Here is an 18,440-nt window from a genome sequence, read left to right on the forward strand (position 1 = left end):
TATGACAGCCACGCGTTGGTTAAAGAACAATTACATCAACGATCAATCAGACCCGGATGATAGTCGGTTCGAAGAAATCTTACTCTCTTCTGTCGAGGGTGCCAAACCAGCCGAAGAGAACGAAGAGGAATTTCCAATCGAAGCGGATTCTTCCGTAACCCTTCCCCAAACGCTTCCGATCTTGCCATTACGCGGCCTGGTGGTTTATCCGCAGACTCTGGTTCCGCTCACCATTGGCCAACCCCGGTCCATTCGGCTAGTGGATGACGTGGTATCCGGGAACCGCATGATTGGCCTGGTCACCGCGAAGAATCCTGAATTGGAAAACCCGAACCCGGAAGATCTTTATTCCATCGGTACGGTCGGAATGGTTCACCGCCTGTTCCGGGCTCAGGATGGTACGATCCGCCTGTTGGTGCAAGGGCTCACCCGCTTCAAGGTGTTGGAATTCACACAAACAGAGCCGTACCTTCAGGCGACTGTCGAAAAATTGCCGGAAGAAACGGTCGAGGGTCTGGAAATCGATGCGCTGGCTCGAAATGTACGCGATCAATTCGAGCACATTGCGGACATGATCCCGTCCATTCCCCGGGAGCTGGTGGCTTCCATTTCCGCAATTGAAGATCCTTTGCAGACCGTCTATACCATTGCGAACTTTCAACGCATGGAACTGGCGGATGCCCAGGATATTCTCGAGATTGATTCGGTCAATGAGAAACTCCGCAAACTGGTGACGATTCTCACCCGAGAAAGCGAGGTATTGGAACTCGGTCAGAAAATTCAAAACGAAGCGCGGTCTGAGATCGACAAGATGCAGCGCGAATATTTCCTGCGCGAGCAGCTCAAGGCGATTCAAAAAGAGCTGGGCGAAGCCGATGAACAGGCCGCGGATGTGGAAGAATTCAAGAAAAAGATCGAATCCGCCCACATGCCAGAGGAAGTTCACACGCAAGCCCAACGAGAGCTTGACCGGCTTTCACGCTTGCCAACCGCAGCTGCCGAATACGGCGTCATTCGCACGTATCTGGACTGGTTAGTCAGCCTGCCCTGGGCGACCAATACCGAGGATAACCTGGATATCGCTCACGCCCGCGATGTGTTGGACCACGACCATTACGGGCTCAAGGATATCAAGGAAAGGATTCTGGAGTTCCTGGCGGTGAGGAAATTGCGCATGGAACGAAAGGATCAATTCGCGCAAACGCCTTCGGAAGACAAGATTCGCCACGAACGCGAAGGAGTCATTCTTTGTTTCGTCGGCCCTCCCGGCGTTGGCAAAACCTCCCTGGGGCAGTCGATTGCGCGGGCTATGGGCCGTAAATTCATTCGAATTTCATTGGGCGGTGTACGGGATGAAGCGGAGATCCGCGGTCATCGCCGAACCTATATCGGCGCCATGCCTGGCCGAATTCTCCAGGCCATTCGCCGGGTGGAATCGCATAACCCCGTCTTCATGCTCGATGAAATCGATAAGCTGGCTTTCGACTTCCACGGCGATCCGGCCTCAGCCTTGCTCGAGGTGCTCGACCCGGAACAAAACACGGAATTCCGAGACAACTATCTCGAAGTCGCGTATGACCTTTCGCAGGTCATGTTCATTACCACGGCGAACACGCTCGAGACCGTCCCAGGGCCGTTATTGGACCGCATGGAAGTCATTGAACTGGCCGGTTACACCGAAGGTGAAAAGGTCCAAATCGCGCATAATTACCTTTTGCCGCGCCAGTTGCGAGAAAATGGTTTGCGTCCTGATGAGGTCTCTTTTACAGACGAAGGTTTGCAAACCCTGATCCGCCAGTTTACTCGCGAAGCCGGCGTGCGCAGCCTCGAGCGCGAAATTGGCGCGGTCTGCCGTAAACTGGCCACGCTGATCACCGAGTCCAAACCGATCAAAACCAAAATCGACGCGAACGCAGTTCACGAATACCTCGGTAGAGCACGCTTCATCGAGACCGAGGAAATTCTGCGCCGCACAGCCGTCCCGGGTGTCGCCACCGGCCTGGCCTGGACAGCCGTCGGAGGCGAGATTCTTTTCATCGAAGCCATCGCCATGCCCGGCGGTCATGGTTTCACCATAACGGGCTCCATCGGCAAGGTCATGCAAGAATCCGCTCAGGCCGCGCTTTCCTACGTACGGTCGCGTTCGGATGAATTGGCCATCGATCCGCATTTCTTCGAGAAAAACGATATTCACCTGCATATTCCGGCAGGCGCGCAACCGAAGGATGGACCGTCCGCGGGTGTCACCATTGCCACGGCGCTGGTTTCGTTGATTACCAAACGTCTGGTTCGGGCTGATGTTGGCATGACCGGTGAGATAACACTGGTCGGCCAGGTGCTGCCCATTGGCGGCTTGAAGGATAAGATTCTGGCCGCTCATCGGGCTGGCCTGAAAACGATTTTGCTTCCGCGCGACAACGAACCGGATCTTGAGGATCTGCCCGAGGATGTCCGAAAATCGATGACCTTCATTCCGGTGAATACGATCGACGATGTTCTGGCCAATGCGCTCGTATCGCCAGACGCATCGCCGAAGAAAACCAGCCGGAAGACAACGAAACGAAGCAAGAAAGCTGATGCAGAAGATTCTGCTGCTTGAAGATGACGCGACGATGAAGTCGCTGTTAAAAACGCTCCTGGAATTGGAAGGTTTCAAGGCGTTCTATCCAACTGAATTGACAGAACAGGCAATATTGGAGACAATCTCCTCAGTCCAACCCGATGTCTTACTGACGGATGTGCTGATGAACGGCATTAACGGGCTGGAGTTTATCAAGAAATTGCCTGCGGACCGACCCTTTCGCATTCTCATGACCTCCGGAATGGATGTCGCGATCGAATGCCAGGAAGCCGGCGCGGATGGATTCATATTGAAACCTTTCATGCCAGAAGACCTGATTCGGCGGATACGAGATTTTTCCGCCGAGAACTAGGAGTATTCTGTGGGGAAAAAACATAATCGAGCCGCTCTCCAATGGCGGTGTATGGACGTGCACCTGCACACGCCCGCTTCTACGGATTTTCAACAACCCGAGGTCACCTACCTCGATGTATTACAGCGGGCTGAAGCTCGCGGTCTGGATATCATTGCGTTCACCGACCACAACACGGTTTCCGGTTACCGGCGTGTGTTGGACGAAATCCATCAACTGGAATTGCTGGAAAAGTTGAATCGCCTTTTGCCCGAAGAACGTAATCGGCTGAACGAATACCGGCGTCTTTTTTCCAAGATGCTGATCCTGCCAGGCTTCGAGTTTACAGCCACGTTTGGCTTCCATATCCTGGGAATCTTTCATCCCAACACCCCCATTCGCGATATCGAACACCTGCTCTTGAGTCTGAACATCCCATCCGACCATCTGGATGAGGGTTCGCAGACGGTTGGGGCGACGAGCGATGTGCTGACCGCCTACCGCCTGATCAACCAGGCCGGCGGTATCGTCATCGCCGCGCATGCCAACTCGAGCAACGGGGTAGCCATGCGCGGGTTTAGCTTCGGCGGCCAGACCAAGATTGCCTATACGCAGGATCCAAACCTGCACGCCCTCGAGGTCACCGATCTCGATCAAAAAGGGCCCCGTTCGACCGCCGATTTCTTCAACGGCACCAAGCCCGAATATCCACGCCGAATGCACTGCATTCAAGGTTCCGATTCCCACCGTCTGACGCCGGACGCCGCTCGCAAGAAGAACCTGAGCATCGGCGACCGCGCAACAGATGTTTTGTTGCCTGAACTGGATTTCGACGACCTGCGCGAATTGTTCGAAAGCAACGATTTCTCGCGCACGCGTCCACACCGCGTCAAAGAAGAACCGGCATTTGATTTCATTCAGGCTGCCCGCGAAGAAGGCGCAAATATCATTCAGGATTTCCATGACAGCATGACGGTGCGTGGTGGAAAACTATATGAGATTCTGTCAGACGTGTGCGCGTTCGCCAATACCAACGGCGGCACATTGTACATCGGTATGCCGGACGATCCGCACAAGCCGGTGATCGGCGTTCCGGAGGGAGAACAAGCCGTTCAGGCGCTCGAAAAGGAGATCAATAACCGCATTAGCCCGCCGCTGAACTGCTCGATCGACCTGCATGATTACAAGGGCAAGAAACTGGTGCGCATTCTCATCCCCCGCGGAGATGATCCGCCCTATGCCGTCGATGACAATAAGGTCTACATCCGGGATGAAGCCGAAACCGGTCTGGCGGTACGGGATGAAATCGTAAATCTCGTGCTGCGCGGGAAAAACCAGGTCGCGGCAGCGCCGGCTATTCCGGCCACACCGACTGAGCCGGTCCACCCGAGCGAACAGGTCCAGGCCCCGGCCAGTATTCACCCGGCCGAAACAGAGAATCTGGATCCGCGCACCGGCGTCGAAGTGCTTCCGCCCGAAGAACGTCAGGGAACCCAATACTTCGCCATGCGCGATCTTCGCAATGGTAACACGGTGAAAAACGTCACCCGCGCCTCAGCCCGTCGATTGTGGCATTATGCCATCACGCGTTACGCAGAGATCATCGGTTCGCTGGACACGCTGTCGATCGATTGGCGTGGAAATTATGGCATGTTGAGCAGCTACAAGCAGAACAAAACGACTTTCTACGATTTCATCCAGCGCGACGGCAATCATTACCGCTTCTTCTTTGGCGTGACTGAAGACGGTATCCATGGTCCCTGGAAGGTATTTTCCAAAGAGGATTGAGGTGATCTCATGCGGTTTGGTGTTTTGACTATCTCGGATCGATCATCGCAAGGCGTCCGTCCGGACGCTTCCGGCCCCGCCCTGCAGACTGCCGTCGAAAAACAAGGCTGGCAGGTCGTCAAGTATGCGATTATTCCCGATGACCTCACCACGATTTGCGTTACGCTGGCTTCGTGGTGCGATACTGGCGAGTACGACATTCTGTTGACCACCGGTGGAACTGGCTTCGCGCCGCGCGATGTGACACCGGAGGCGACTGTCCAGGTGGTCGACAAGCTAACTCCCGGCATCCCCGAGGCCATGCGCCAGGCCAGTCTGGCCGTCACCGAACATGCCATGCTGTCCAGAGCCGCAGCCGGAATCCGTGGCAAGACTTTAATCATCAATTTGCCCGGCAGCCCCAAAGCCGCCATTGAAAACTTTCACACCATCTCGCCCGTATTGCAGCACGCGATCGATTTGATCCAGGGCAACCCCGAGTCCGAAGGCGAGCATTCGAAAGGTGATCGAAAGGCATAAGCCTTATCGATCCATTCCGTTCGATCGTGAACCGTCCGGGTAGGATTACCGGACGGTTTGTTCTAAAGCCGCTTTCAGATCGTCGCCAAGCTTGATGAGTTTCATGGGCACGCCGCGCGAAGCAAGTTCCAGCGCCGGATCCTGAGCAGGCGCTGAGCCGCCGAACGTCGCCGAATCGACCAATACCACAATGGGCCGGGTTCCACGGCGTTGTAATTCCTCGATGGCCAGCAGGATCGAACTCGATGCCTTTGTAGTAATCAAGATCACGGAGCTTCCGCGCATCAATTGGGATGCCTGGCTTTGCACCAGAGCCTCGAGTGGAAGCTGGCCTTCGCAATCGATAAAGGCGAGCATTTCCAGAATCTTGCTCAATTGACGTTCGCCGCGACTCGCCTGCAGCACTGCGAAGGCATGGCCCGCGGCTGCAAACCCGACGGACCGTCCCTGTTGGATGAAATACGCTGCGATGGATGCGGCTGCGCTGACCGCGTACTCGAAAGTGTGTGGCGGGATGGTCACATGGTGGCGTGCATTCCACAGCCAGAAGGGGTCGTTTTCGTCTTTCGTGGCTGTTAAGGTTCCTGAATGAATGGTCTTCAAACCATCCAGGAAGATCCAGATATCCGCCTGGGGATCCTGTTCGAATTCTTTGACCATCAACTGGTCCCGGCGAGCCGTCGATTTCCAATGGATCCGGTTGAGAGAATCACCCGGCGCATATTCGCGGATACCCGCGGCGTACGGGGTTACTTCGACTGTCTTCTTCCGTAGCGCCTGCCCGCCAGCCAACAGCCCGACCGGCGTGTAAAAATGGTTGAGCTCGACGAAATAAGGCAAGACTTCCAGTTTTTTTGTGCTTTGAAATGTGGTCCGATAAAGAAACAGGCCGAAAGGATCACCGGATGAAACGATGGTCGGACCCAGGTCGAAAGCGCCGCGGTGCGTCAGCAGGGTTCGGGCAATATAAGATCGTGAACGGCCAGGCCCGATCATGGATAGAACCCGCGAACCGCTGTTTCCGGGCAGTTCGGAAGCATCCTTTAATTCGAACCAGATGCGCGCCCAATGGGATTGATTGGTGATTTCAAAGCGTTCTTCGAAGAGTTGGCCCAACTGCATTCTGAAGACGCGCGCGACCCGGCGAATGGTGACCCGCCGGATCGAGAATACCGCCCATAGCCAGCAAACCACCAACACCAGCCCGATGAGCACAGCGAGGCGTTGATAGACAACGCTTTGTGGCGTGTAATAGGCCGCCGCAAGGCTGGCAATGAGGATGATCACGACTACCCAGAACGCACGTCTGACAGCCATGAATCAGTTAGCAACCTCTGAAAAAGATCCGCCCGGGACAGCGATGGTGTGCAGTAATTCGTTCACAACCTGATCTGCGCCCAGATTCTTCATCCGCGCTGCGGCCTGAATGACCATTCGATGCGCCAGGATAAAAGGCGCGAGGTACTTGATATCATCCGGCAGGACATAATCCCGGCCCCGGATGGCCGCCATGGCCTGACCGGCGCGGAACAACCCCAGGCTCCCGCGCGGACTGGATCCCAGGTAAACATCCGAACTCTCGCGAGTGGATCGGGTTAGCTCGACGATATAGCGTTTGACGGCGTCCGCCACATAAACATGTTTCGTGGCTTCCTGCATCTGGCGCATCTCATCGAGCGTCGTCACTGGTTCGAGGTCCAGGATGGGATGCCGCAATTGCTGCAGTTCCAAAACCCGGATTTCGTCCGCTAAATTTGGGTATCCCAACTTCAGGCGAAGCAAAAAGCGGTCCAATTGAGCTTCCGGTAACGGGAACGTGCCTTCATACTCGATCGGGTTTTGGGTCGCCAGAATCATGAACGGGTCCGGCAACCGATGAGTGAGACCGTCAACCGTGACCTGGCGCTCTTCCATGGATTCCAGCAAGGCGGATTGCGTTTTTGGCGTCGCGCGATTGATTTCATCCGCCAGAACGATATTCGCCATCACCGGCCCGGGCCGAAATTCGAATTCACGGCTGACCTGGTTGAAAATCGAAACGCCTGTCACATCACTGGGCAGCATGTCAGGTGTAAATTGAATGCGGCTGAAGGAGCAGCCCAGCGAACGCGCCAGGCTGCGCGCCAGAACCGTTTTTCCAACACCGGGAACATCATCGATCAGGATGTGCCCCTGGCATAACAGACCAATAACCACCAGCTCGAGCGCGGGTTGTTTTCCGACGATCACTTTTTCGAGATTCTTGATGATTTTGCTCGAGTACGTTTGAATATCGAGGATCGAAACTTCCATTGGAACTCCTGTTTATTGCGTCGGGTGTTTTCGTCCAAGGAAAAACAATATTACAGCCATCATCAGGCCGATCAGGCTGAGTACGAACGAAGGCCAGAACCACGCGGGCCGGTATGTGATGATGATCGTGTGTCTCCCGGCTTGAAGGGGTAAACCACGAAAAGCATAATTCGCTTTCGCGAGCTCAACCGTTTGCCCATCGATATCAGCCTGCCATCCAGGATACCAGATATCCGCCATGGTTAACCAGCCAGCCCGGTTAACTTCGACATCCAGCACAATCCGGGTCGCCTGGTCTAATTGTATACTGATTTTATCATCCGATTGCAAATCGCAGTTTACGCCAGCATCTCCGCTCCCCTCGATGACGATCCGGTCGATCCCATCCTGAATGACCCTTTGGGTTTCGTTCCAGGATTCGTCCGCGTTATCTGTAAATATCGCGCATGGATAAAATCGGAATCGTTCAGCCCCGGCAAGGGGTTGAACAGCGTAGGTATGCTCCTCTGGTTGAGTGACCGCCTCGACCCGATCGACTCCCATGGTTTTGAGCCAGGGAATCCGGTTTTCGGCCGAAAGAGTGGATACGTAAAGCATCCAATTCTCATAGCGCGCTGGTCGGAGCGGGTCGAAATTATTGGCCGAGGATTGGCCGTCCAGAATATTCAAGTTCGGAATTTGCGCCTGGCGCACTGCGTTCCAACTCTCTTGCTGCCGATAATCTGAAAAACGCAGGAAGCGCCCAAACTTCAGATCATATTCGCTTTTATCATCCAGGTAGAGCCTTCCCTCGGAAGGTGCACCGGTCTGAGCCGCGTCGCTGTAGAACTGCATGCTCGTGGCAGGATTTTGCCCGTATCCAGCGGCTGCCAGGTCCATGCCGACGAAGAGGGCCACCCACCACGCCCAACGCTGATGCGCCGGCGATGTCACCTCTAGGGGTTGTTTCAAGGCCAACCAGGCGACCAACAGTCCCAACAGAGCCGCGAGAATGGTCGAATAGATAAAGCTGCTCTTGATCGATGGGATCATAAACCAGGTCATGCCGGCGCCAAAAATAACAGCCATCAAAATCGGAATGGTTTTTCGCAATCCCTTCAGGGCTTTCCCGGATGGGCGCCGACAGTTTTCGATGCCATATGCAGCCAGCAAGCTCAACGAAATCACCGGCCAGATCATATAGCGCGCCGGCGCCTGAAACATATCGAAGGTTGGGATATGCCGGTATAAGAACGGGAAGACCGGCGTGTTCTTCCCAAGCGCGAGAATCGCGCCCACCAGCGCCATCGCCCACAGCAAACGCAGGCGTGGTTGTCGGGAAGGCGCTTCACCAGTTCGTTTCCAAACCATCCTCAAGGTCGAAAACGCCAACCCGACCGGCAGCAGGCCAATATAGATAGCGTCCTCCCAGTAACTGGCGTATCCCCAGTAATCGCCATATGCCGGATTGCCAAAAAAGGAGGGGGCAATCAGCGTCAGAAACCGCCACGGCCAGAACGAATAGGTCATGGCAAAATCATAACTGACTGCCGAGGCGCGCTGGGACTGCTGTAGCAATTCGAAAGTCGGGATCAATTGGGCGCTGGCGATGACTGCCCCAAGCGCCATGCCAAGCGCCGTCTGACCGGCCAGAGCCGCAGCACCCCGCCATCCGCGCCCCGCCCAACCCGCCGTGACCGACCAAATTCCGGCGAAGAGCAGGCTGTACCAGGTGATCTGGGCATGCCCGCTCAGCAATTGTAAACCAACGCACAGCGCCAATCCGCCGAGTCGACCGGCTCGGCGCCGCGCCGTCGTTTCCATGGCGAGCTTTTCGATGAGAAGAAGGATCCACGGCAGCCAGGCAGCGCTCCAGATCATGCTGAAAAAACCGGCTCGCGCCACCAGATATTCGCTCATCGAAAAAGCCAGACCGGCGACCACTTGAGCCAGCTCGCCCAGGCCTAGCTGTTTTACCAGACAAGCGGTTCCGTACCCGGCCCAGGCTAAATGGGCCACCAGCAGCAAGGTATGTCCCCAGGCCATCCAGGGCGTGCCCCCGATGGCTTGCAGCAGGTATAACAGCCAGCCCGGGGGATAATACAGGGCCAGTTGATAATTCGCCAGCAGCGGCGCTCCCATGCCGTTCAACGGATTCCACAACGGCCATAACCCGCTGCGAATCTGTTCCCAGGCCAGCATGCGCCAGGGAATGAACTGCAGAGCCGGTGTTCCCCAGACCAGGGCCTTACCGCTTAACAGCGTCGGCGCAAACAACAGGAACGGGAAAAACCAGAGCAGGTGATAAAGGGAGCGAGCTCGCCGGAAGGTGAAACGCATCTTGTTATTGAGTATCCTGAACCTGATAAATTGTATAACCGTCTTTGGAATAAATCGCTCGCAAGGTGGCTAGTTTATCCAGAGTCTCACTCCCCTGATCCGGATCATTTGCCTCGGACAACACGTATTGAACGCCTTGATCCTTGAGAAATGCGATGCGCTGCGAGTCGGTCTCGCCCTTCGAGAAGAAGGCATCCACCTGCGGCTCGAGGGCGGCCAGATTTATGCTTTCAGGACCGTGCCCAATCACGACCCGCACCGGTGCCCAGGCCGGCAGGGAATTTCCAATCCGGTACGTACTTAATACGGTCGAAAATGGCGTCACCTTTTCCGCCAGATATTCATAGGCGGCTGTTTTCGCCATGGGTTGAAACAGCGGTTCCGCCGGAGTGGAAACGGCCCAGATCGATCCCGAATAGAACAGGAGCGTGGACAGAAAACCGCTCGCCAGAACTGCCAGGGCTGGTCTCTGCCATTTGCGTTTGATTCCATCGATCGCGTAGATCGCGAGAATGATCCACGCGACCCAAACCCCTTCCGGTAGACGGCGCTGCAGGGGATATGGGAAGTAAGCCAGTAACGGAAAAATCAAAACCCAGGCGACCGGAAACGACCAGATCCATTCGCCGCTCTTCAGGGCCTTGAACATACCCCAGACGGCCAGAGGCAGCGCGACTCCAAAGGCCAGCAGATAATCGGTTGGCGGTGGCGAAAGGATCAGATTTTGCTGGGACCAGCCCTTCAAGAATGGATCCAGGCTGAAGGAAAGATAATTATAGATGACCATGGGTGAAGAGACCAAAACCATTCCGCAGGCCGTCCACGCCTGACCATACCAACGACTGAGTCCGAGTTGTATTTCCACTTTCGGCCTTCGCCGGGTTCGAACCCGAATCCAATCCAAAGCCAGCCCCGCCCCAATGACCGCCCAGACGGAAAGGATGGTCAACGGCTGCATGAAACCCAGGATCAGCCAGTAAATCCCTGACTTCAATCCATTCAGAAACGGTTTTTCACCGGTTTGCTTGAGGAATCCAGCCAGCCCCCATAGGAGTAATGCACGCGCGACGGCCAGATGGGGCAGTCCGAATACTCCGAGAAAGCCAAAGGTCTCCGGAGAATAAAATTCCAACGGAAGTTGTTCGTACCCACCGGATTTCAATCCGAAAATGGACAACCATCCCAGACCACCGCCAAAGGTTGCCAGCGCCACGGCCCACCGCTGCCAGCGTTCGTCCCGCAGAAACAGCCGGCAGAAATCGTAGGTTGCGAAAACATACAGGACAATGCCAACCGCGCGAAAAAGATGGAAGAGGACAACCAGTTGCAGGTGCAGCGCCTTTCCGCCGGCCAATTTTCCAAGGAGAATATACGGCAGGAATCCCAGAAAACCATTTTGGGGCTGGTTCGTGTACGGGGTTCGGAAGAGCCAATCGCCGGCGCTGCCGGCCAACATTTTGGCAATGTATGAATTGCCATCCTCGACCCCGAAAACGAACCCGGAAAATTCCCAACCGGAACCCTGCCGTGCAAAGCCAATCAGGTAGGGAAGGGTGGTCGCCAGGATGGTCAGGAGGGCAAATCCCCACAGCCAGCGTTTCAAAGGCCTACTCTCGCGAACCGGCATTCATCCTCCGTTGCTTCAATGATAGGACCCCGATCATTATCCATCCCGTCAGAGCAAGTCCCCAGCCCAGGTAAACGGAAATTGGATGAAAAACAAACTCGATTTGGTGCAATCCGCCATTCAGGCGAACGCTGCGCAGCGCGCCTTGATAAGGCTGGATATCCGTGGACTGTCCGTCCACCCTGGCCTGCCAACCCGGATACACCACATCCGAGAGAACAAGCGTTCCCGGACCTTGCGCCTGAAGGGAAACCCGATTTGCGGTGTAGTCGAGAATTTCAACGCTTCGCACTCCCCCGGAATCGGACTCCACCCAGGCTCGTTCGCGATAATCGCTGTTCTCATAGACCTGAATACCGTTCACAACCTGGACCCATTTCAATCCAGCGGTCGACAGCGGAAATGCCGATAGGACATATTTCGTGTTGAGGACGCCCAGCAGCTTCGCATTCGGCGAATAGGCGGCATTATCCTTCTGCGGATCGCCTCCGGTGAAAGGCGGCAGGGTCACGCTGTAGCTGTGAATCGGGATACCGCTTGCTGCGGAGAACAGCTTAACGTACGAACGGAGCTGCATCGGATCGATCCCATCTACGAGATCCAGGTTCTGTTGTACCGCAATATATTGCGGAAGGCTAAAGGATGGTGAATAAACGCGATAAAGGTCTCCCGATTTTGGCGCGACGACCTGCAATAAATCGGCAAAAGGTCCGTAAACATCGGCTGGCTTCTTGCGCGTCATGATGCTGGCGTCCATGCCGCCCATTTCAATGATAATTAATAGCAAGAAAACACACTGACTGATCTCGACTCGCAGCCAACGTTTTTCCGCTGCCAGGATGGCCAAGAAACCGAACAAAAGAGCCACGCCGGCCCACAGGAAGGGCTCGTAATACCCTCCCAGATACAAGCCCATTCCGGCCGCAATCAGCAGTGGAAACGCCACGAAAGGGACCATGAAAAAGACCGGTTCGGGTTTTTGCTCCACTTTTGTCTGCGATAAATATTCCAGGGCGTATCCCGTCAGGACCGCAAAGGAAAATCCGCACAGAAATAATGCCCGCGCCGGTACGCGCAATAAAGAAAAACCGGGTAAACCGCTGATGAATGCGTAACCTGGAACGACCTCGCCCAGCGACGCTGCCAGGCTCAAGGCCAACACCGCCAGCCAGAACCAGACCCGCCGGCGCAAATCCGGAACAGCCAGTGTGAAAATCAACACCAGCCAGGGCAATGCACCGGCGTACAATTCCCATTCGGCGTAACTTCCCATGGAGGGAACGAACACTCCCAACAGGTTGGCAGCGGGCAGGGAGATGCCCACCCGTTCGCCGGCGGTCATTTCTGCGCGCGTGGTCAGCGGCACCAGTTCGAGCAGCGGCAGCCAGAGCGGCGCGGTTAACACCCCAACCACCAGTCCCTGTAGAATCGCTCCGCCCAACCAGACTATGAATTTCCGGGCTTTCGGGCTGCTTCTTTGGCGGAAAAATTCTCGCAGCGAGTAGAAAAGCCACAGGATGGCAGCATACGGCGCCCAGCGGATATCGGCCAGGGCCAGTAACGCCAACGCTATTCCGGGCGCGATTGTCCAGATCATCGAACCGCGATGTTCGATGCGCTTGAATTCCGCCCACAGCACCCACGGCGTCAGACAGACTGCGTAGGTCAGAGTTAAATGGCCGGCCGCAAAATGGGCCATCAGTTTGGGCATCGCCTGAAACACGACCCCGGCAGTCAATGCGGGCCAATCGCTCAGGCCATTCTGCCGCAGGAACAGGTACATTCCCAGGCCGGCCAGGATCATGTGCAACGCCGTCACCAGGTTAAAACCCAGCGGCAGCGGGAAGAGCAGCGCCAGCCAGCCCGGCGGGTAGTGCAGGCCGGATAATGGGTTCGCTGCAAAGGGGTACCCCCCAAAGAGCAGCGGTGACCAGAGCGGTAATTCGCCGTCCAAAAGGTTGCGGCGCAGGAATTCAGCGTTCGGCAGGTGGCTGATGACCAGGTCGGAATAGTCTCCGCGCACCGGAAAGGCAAAGTCCCCTCTCAGGTAGACCAAAAATGCCAGCGGGATCACCAATAAAATCAGGTACTTCCACGACTTCTTCATGGTCCGGCCTGCAGTTCGAACAATTTCACGCCATCCTCCTGGTAAACCAGAACCATCCCGGCCGGCAGGTTAACCGGAAGTACGCCATAAGCATCTTCCCGCGGCCCCCACAGGATCCATTTCACACCCCGCGCACGCGCCCAGGCCAGGTCACCGGCATTCATTGAATTTTCGAAAAAGCCCTCGACGGCCGTTTTCTCTGCCGGAGCGTTCACCGTTTCAAACGGGTGCCCGTAGATGACGCGCCGTCCGGTATAGGCCGGAATAAAGAGCCCGCTTTCGGGAGATGCGAGCACGATATCATCCGCCTGGCTGTTTTGCGCCAGATATCGATACACGTCCATCTCGGCCACCCGGATGAGCATACTCGGCTCGCCATTTTTAACGGACAACACGCCGCCCAACAGGATGATTCCAAGCGTTGGCAGCGTCAAACCAATGGCCGCAATACCAATCCATTTCTTACGCCGGGTTTTGAGTTCGGCCAATCCAAATGCCGCCAATCCGGCCACTGGGATCATGTATCCCAGCATAAACCTGCGCTGCAGATTAAACGGCAGGTAAATGAGAAGCAGGCCGAGTATGAGCCAACCGCTCAACAGGATTACCGGGCGATTGCGAGATCGAAACGATTGGACAATTCCCCATATCGCCAGGACCAGTAGGGGCATGAATGAAATCAAGAAATCCCAGATTGCGGGAGATGGAGTCTGATTTTGCGCATCCCAGATTACCAGGATGGGATCGGTGCGGATCACGATGAACTGATAAAGGATCGCCAGACCGCCGGTGAACAGGAAAACCAGCGGCGTCTGCCATTGGATGGTCTTCTTCGTGAGAAAGTCATACAGGCTCACTCCGAACACCACCACAATGGTCACCACAACTGCAAATGGAAGGACGATGCCCAGTGCAAGGCCGGCCAGGGCTAACCAAGGGATGTGTTTCCTTTGAAAAGGCCGCCCGTCCCGGGCCAGAAACCAGAGCATAATGGCCAGCGCCAGGCTAAAGTGCGGACTGGAATACATTGCCAGGAACGGGTAGGCTTCAGCCACCCAAAAATCGGATGTAAATCCGCCTTCCAGGGCCACCAGCCAGCCCAGGCCAGACCCCATTCCGGCGAACAGGAATGCCCAGAAGGCTACTTTTGGCCGGTCCTTGAAGATGTTGGTGAAGAACACTTTCATTGCCGCCAAAAGCAAGCCCGCCGATAATACGCGGGCCAGGTGGAAAACAAGAATGGGTGAAAGCGAAAGCCAGCGGGACAAATGACCAAGAAACAGGTAGAACAGAAACAAATAAGCGCCCGGATTGGGTTGAGCGGAATAAGGTAATTGAAAACGCCACGCGCCCTGCCAGCCCTCTTGCATCTTGGCCAGGTACGTGTTGCCATCCAATGGATTGAATAAGAATCCTCCAAAAATCGTACCGGAGCCGGTCAGGGTTTGTGCAATTAAATATGGGGAAATGATCAACACCAGGATCGCAGCGCTCGCAAACAAGTACCGGTTTCGCATATTCCCTCTTTTCCAAAGTATACTTGAGGTGATATCAACGGACAATCCAATCCGACTTACTTTTCAAATCTGTCGACCTGTTAAGCTTGCCAAGCCGGGTTTCGCCTTCTATAATCGCTCTATGAGCCTAAGCTTCCATCTATTTCAACTTCAGAAATTGGATACCCGGGTTTCCAATGCGACCAATCGCATTGCCGAGATCGACCGGTTGTTATCCCAAAATGAAGCACTCGTTCAGGCCCAAGGATCTCTCGATTCCGCCGCCGAGACCCTGGATAGTATCCGGTCGAAGCTTCGAGAAATCGAAATATCCGTTCATAACAAACGTATCAAGACCGAACAATCCGAAGCCGCATTGTATGGCGGAACCGTTAAGAATCCCAAAGAATTGCAAGACCTGCAAACCGAGGTCACGACGCTCAAGCGAACCATCTCTCAGTTGGAGGATGCCCAACTGGAAGTGATGGTTGCTCTGGAAGAAGCCGAACAGAATCATCGTGAAGCCGAAGCCCAGTTCAACCATGTCAAAGCCGAGCAGGCCGGACAGTTCGCCAGTCTCATGGGCGAAAAAAGCACCCTGCAAACCCTGCTCGACCGCTTGAGCATCGAACGCAAGGCGCTTGTCAGCCAGATCAATCCGGCGCTTCTGGAAACTTATACCCAATTAAGAAATTCGAAACGCGGGCTGGCAGTCGTTTCTGTCGAAGATAGCTGCTGCTCAGCCTGTGGCACCACCCTGACCGCTGCTGAAATCCAGGCGGCCCGATCTTCTTCCCACCTGGTGAATTGTTCGACATGCGGCAGAATCCTTTATGCTGGTTAATCCATGGCGCATTTCAAATTCGATTTCGTTTCCTTCCTGGCCGGTTTTGTAGCGGCGACCATTCTTTGGCTGCTGGTCTGGCGCCTGCGCGCCAATTGGTCGCAAATTCGGGATGCGTTGCGCAAGCAAAGCAGTTCGCTGCGCAAGAAGAATTTACTGGATGTCGAAACGTACCTGAAGCAGGGCTCTTACCGGCGCGCCCAAAAGCAGCACCTGGCCGCGGCCCTGTTTCCCCTCGAAGAAATCCTCATTCCGCCGCTCGTAATTGCCCCACCGGCGGCTCCGGATTCGAACGGAAATCTGAACGACGAATCCATGCTCGAACAGGTGCTTCCTTATCTACCGGATTGGCCTGAACTTGGATCCGAATACGGTTATCTTACCCGGCCATTGAGTGAAATCGCGGCCCAGCACGCGGATCTTGCACTGATCGGACGGCCCGGAGTGGGCAAGACGACCACCCTGGCAGATCTGGCAATCTCGATCGTGCAAAAGAAAATCGAGGATTCGCGTTTATTGGAAAGCTTCCCAATTTTCCTGCATGTTTTGGATTTGAGTCCGATTCTGTTGGGGAATGAAGACGCGGCGCTCGCCCTGGTGAATGCCGTAACCGCGAAGACTGCCGTTACTTTACAAAAACAAGCCACCACCGCCGTCCGGGTCTCATTACAGGAAGGTCGCGCGCTTCTGCTGCTGGATGGTCTGGACGAACTTCCGCCGACCGATTTACCTGCCTATACGAAATACATCCAGAATCTCAAATCCCAATTTCCCAATCTGCAAATCATTGCTGCTTGCAGTGATGTTTACCTGGATGGCCTGCTCGGGCTGGGATTCACCCCCATCGCTGTCGCCTCGTGGACGCAATTACAGGTTCGCCAATTCGTGACCCGCTGGGGGCAAATCTGGAAAGAATTGATCCACCCGCAAATCACCAAGGAATTGGATGTGCCACAGCCCGATCCTTTGGCCATGGAGAATTGGATCACCACTGAAGGTTCCTTCTACACGCCTTTCGAGTGGACCGAATTGGTCTGGGGAGCCTATGCCGGCGATTTGTCGGGCAACCAACCTCAACGCGCCATCGCGGCCCACCTGAAGCGCGTCTCGCCGGACAAATCACTGGAACCGCTTTTTGGGGCACTGGCATCTGAAATGTATTCATCCGGCAAAGCCAGTCTCTCCTTCGACCAAGCCGAAGATCTTCTAACCCGATTTTCGGGCAAGCATTCGGGTGAAGCGAGAGACGAAATTTCGGCCGCGCATGCAGAACTTGAAGCTGATCTTTCCGAAGAGAAGGGCAAGAAAAACGTTTCGGATCAACTTCGCAAAGGAACCAAGGTCGTGGTTCAAACCCCCGGCGAAAAATTACTGCTGAAAGCCATCGAGCAAGGCTTGATCGCCGAATACGGAGAAAACCAGGTAGCCTTCACTTTTCAACTGATGGCTGCCTACCTCGCCGCTTCCTTCAACACCGCCGAAATCACTTCCATAAACCCGCAATGGTCATACAGCCTTTCCATCGCCCAGTTCTGCGCCTGCGACGGCAAGAGTAGACCTGCGATTCTAAATTTCCTGAACCAGGATAATGATCCTCTTCGAACCAATCTATCCCGCGCAGGCCGCATTCTGGTCAGTACGCCGCCGAATTCCGAGCTGCGCATCCAGATCATGCGACATTTGATCGGTGAGATTTCCAGGGAACAATTGCCGTTCGGGACCCGGGCGCGGATGATGACCGCCTGCGCGATATCAAACGATCCAAGCGTCGCTCTGCTCTTCCGGCAATGGCTGAACGCCCCATCCGCCAATCTACGCCGTCTGGCCGCCCTGGGCAGCGGTCTGCTCAGGGATCCAAAGAGTGTCGGGGAACTTTCGAACCTGCTCGGCGATGCGGATTTTCACGTCCATTCGAGCGCAGCGCTGGCATTGACTGCCATTCCAGGTGATGGAGCGGCGAACTCGGTGTCTCTGGCCCTGTCCCAGGGAGTTGAGACCATCCGCCGCGCGGTCGCAGAAGCGCTGGCAGTTCAACCCGGGTCGACTGGCAGGGAGATCCTCAAGGAAGCCGTCACCATGGAGGATCTGCTCATCCGGCGCGCCGCCGTTTTTGGCCTGGCCATGCTCCGCAACTCCTGGGCGCACGATCTTCTTTCCAAGGTGGCTGTCGAAGATGGCCAGTGGGTGGTACGCAACGCCGCCGCCCAGACGATCGAACAGCACCAACAGCCAGACCCGCATATTCCCGTGCCAAAATTGCCCTTCTGGGAATCGCCCTGGTTGATCACCTTCGCCGGGAAACACGGCGAGGGCGTTTCACCGGACGAGCCGCCGTTGAAGCTTCTGTTTCTGGCGCTTAATTCGGGGACCCCGGAAGATCGCGCCATGGCACTCGAATATTTGGAGCTGTTTGGCAGCGAGGACGTTCGCAACGAAATTCGGAATCTACTTTCTCTCAAGGAAGAAGAGGTGTCCGAGAAAGCATTGCAGAGTCTGTGGTGTCTTTCGACGGGTTCTTCGAATTAGGGAAAAAAAA

Annotated in this window: 12 protein-coding genes; 6 read left to right on the forward strand and 6 right to left on the reverse strand. The window is 55.3% G+C overall.

Translation table 11 applies throughout. The features are described from left to right. Position 1: 1 nt before the first annotated feature. From lon to LARV_RS12600, 4 genes are read left to right on the forward strand one after another with little or no spacing between them, the layout of a single operon-like run. Complete coding sequence (gene lon, locus LARV_RS12585) at positions 2 to 2,599, forward strand: endopeptidase La (protein ID WP_083522541.1); 2,598 nt, start codon at positions 2 to 4, stop codon at positions 2,597 to 2,599. After that, on the forward strand, positions 2,577 to 2,933 hold the full coding sequence (locus tag LARV_RS12590; protein ID WP_075073964.1) for a response regulator: 357 nt from the start codon (positions 2,577 to 2,579) through the stop codon (positions 2,931 to 2,933). Before lon ends, LARV_RS12590 begins: the two co-directional genes overlap by 23 nt. A gap of 9 nt (positions 2,934 to 2,942) precedes the next feature. Next, positions 2,943 to 4,700: an RNA-binding domain-containing protein gene (locus tag LARV_RS12595; protein WP_236709970.1), complete on the forward strand. Its 1,758-nt coding sequence runs from the start codon at positions 2,943 to 2,945 to the stop codon at positions 4,698 to 4,700. 9 nt (positions 4,701 to 4,709) lie between these two features. Then, positions 4,710 to 5,219 carry a MogA/MoaB family molybdenum cofactor biosynthesis protein gene (locus tag LARV_RS12600; RefSeq protein WP_075073966.1) on the forward strand — a complete coding sequence of 170 codons (510 nt, stop codon included), beginning with the start codon at positions 4,710 to 4,712 and terminating at the stop codon, positions 5,217 to 5,219. 45 nt (positions 5,220 to 5,264) lie between these two features. Here LARV_RS12600 and LARV_RS12605 read toward each other — a convergent pair whose 3' ends face one another. From LARV_RS12605 to LARV_RS12630, 6 genes are read right to left on the reverse strand one after another with little or no spacing between them, the layout of a single operon-like run. Beyond that, on the reverse strand, positions 5,265 to 6,536 hold the full coding sequence (locus LARV_RS12605; protein ID WP_075073967.1) for a DUF58 domain-containing protein: 1,272 nt from the start codon (positions 6,534 to 6,536) through the stop codon (positions 5,265 to 5,267). 3 nt (positions 6,537 to 6,539) lie between these two features. Further along, positions 6,540 to 7,511, reverse strand: a complete 972-nt coding sequence (locus tag LARV_RS12610; RefSeq protein ID WP_075073968.1) for an AAA family ATPase — start codon at positions 7,509 to 7,511, stop codon at positions 6,540 to 6,542. A 12-nt stretch (positions 7,512 to 7,523) separates the two neighbouring features. After that, entirely contained in the window at positions 7,524 to 9,830 is a 2,307-nt protein-coding gene (locus LARV_RS12615; protein WP_075073969.1) for a YfhO family protein, read from the reverse strand. A 4-nt stretch (positions 9,831 to 9,834) separates the two neighbouring features. After that, entirely contained in the window at positions 9,835 to 11,457 is a 1,623-nt protein-coding gene (locus LARV_RS12620; RefSeq protein ID WP_075073970.1) for a hypothetical protein, read from the reverse strand. Then, the gene (locus tag LARV_RS12625; protein WP_075073971.1) at positions 11,438 to 13,564 is read right to left on the reverse strand and encodes a glycosyltransferase family protein; all 2,127 of its coding nucleotides are present in this window, start codon (positions 13,562 to 13,564) and stop codon (positions 11,438 to 11,440) included. The genes LARV_RS12620 and LARV_RS12625 overlap by 20 nt, the downstream gene beginning before the upstream one ends. Next, positions 13,561 to 15,081 carry a hypothetical protein gene (locus LARV_RS12630; protein ID WP_075073972.1) on the reverse strand — a complete coding sequence of 507 codons (1,521 nt, stop codon included), beginning with the start codon at positions 15,079 to 15,081 and terminating at the stop codon, positions 13,561 to 13,563. The genes LARV_RS12625 and LARV_RS12630 overlap by 4 nt, the downstream gene beginning before the upstream one ends. Positions 15,082 to 15,202: 121 nt before the next feature. On the opposite strand from LARV_RS12630, the gene LARV_RS12635 reads away from it, so the two are divergent. Both LARV_RS12635 and LARV_RS12640 read left to right on the forward strand, forming a co-directional pair. Beyond that, positions 15,203 to 15,904 (forward strand): zinc ribbon domain-containing protein, encoded by a 702-nt coding sequence (locus LARV_RS12635; protein WP_152031789.1) that lies wholly within the window; start codon positions 15,203 to 15,205, stop codon positions 15,902 to 15,904. A 3-nt stretch (positions 15,905 to 15,907) separates the two neighbouring features. Beyond that, on the forward strand, positions 15,908 to 18,430 hold the full coding sequence (locus tag LARV_RS12640; protein ID WP_075073974.1) for a HEAT repeat domain-containing protein: 2,523 nt from the start codon (positions 15,908 to 15,910) through the stop codon (positions 18,428 to 18,430). The last annotated feature ends 10 nt before the right edge of the window (positions 18,431 to 18,440 follow it).

Origin of the sequence: Longilinea arvoryzae (genome assembly GCF_001050235.1) — a bacterium.
GTDB classification, from domain to species: domain Bacteria; phylum Chloroflexota; class Anaerolineae; order Anaerolineales; family Anaerolineaceae; genus Longilinea; species Longilinea arvoryzae.

Excerpts from the sequence above, each read along its gene's own strand:
- lon (WP_083522541.1), top strand. The coding sequence starts at position 2 with ATGACAGCCACGCGTTGGTTAAAGAACAATTACATCAACGATCAATCA.
- LARV_RS12605 (WP_075073967.1), bottom strand. The coding sequence starts at position 6,536 with ATGGCTGTCAGACGTGCGTTCTGGGTAGTCGTGATCATCCTCATTGCC.
- LARV_RS12630 (WP_075073972.1), bottom strand. The coding sequence starts at position 15,081 with ATGCGAAACCGGTACTTGTTTGCGAGCGCTGCGATCCTGGTGTTGATC.
- LARV_RS12610 (WP_075073968.1), bottom strand. The coding sequence starts at position 7,511 with ATGGAAGTTTCGATCCTCGATATTCAAACGTACTCGAGCAAAATCATC.
- LARV_RS12640 (WP_075073974.1), top strand. The coding sequence starts at position 15,908 with ATGGCGCATTTCAAATTCGATTTCGTTTCCTTCCTGGCCGGTTTTGTA.
- LARV_RS12625 (WP_075073971.1), bottom strand. The coding sequence starts at position 13,564 with ATGAAGAAGTCGTGGAAGTACCTGATTTTATTGGTGATCCCGCTGGCA.
- LARV_RS12615 (WP_075073969.1), bottom strand. The coding sequence starts at position 9,830 with ATGCGTTTCACCTTCCGGCGAGCTCGCTCCCTTTATCACCTGCTCTGG.
- LARV_RS12620 (WP_075073970.1), bottom strand. The coding sequence starts at position 11,457 with ATGCCGGTTCGCGAGAGTAGGCCTTTGAAACGCTGGCTGTGGGGATTT.
- LARV_RS12600 (WP_075073966.1), top strand. The coding sequence starts at position 4,710 with ATGCGGTTTGGTGTTTTGACTATCTCGGATCGATCATCGCAAGGCGTC.
- LARV_RS12590 (WP_075073964.1), top strand. The coding sequence starts at position 2,577 with ATGCAGAAGATTCTGCTGCTTGAAGATGACGCGACGATGAAGTCGCTG.
- LARV_RS12635 (WP_152031789.1), top strand. The coding sequence starts at position 15,203 with ATGAGCCTAAGCTTCCATCTATTTCAACTTCAGAAATTGGATACCCGG.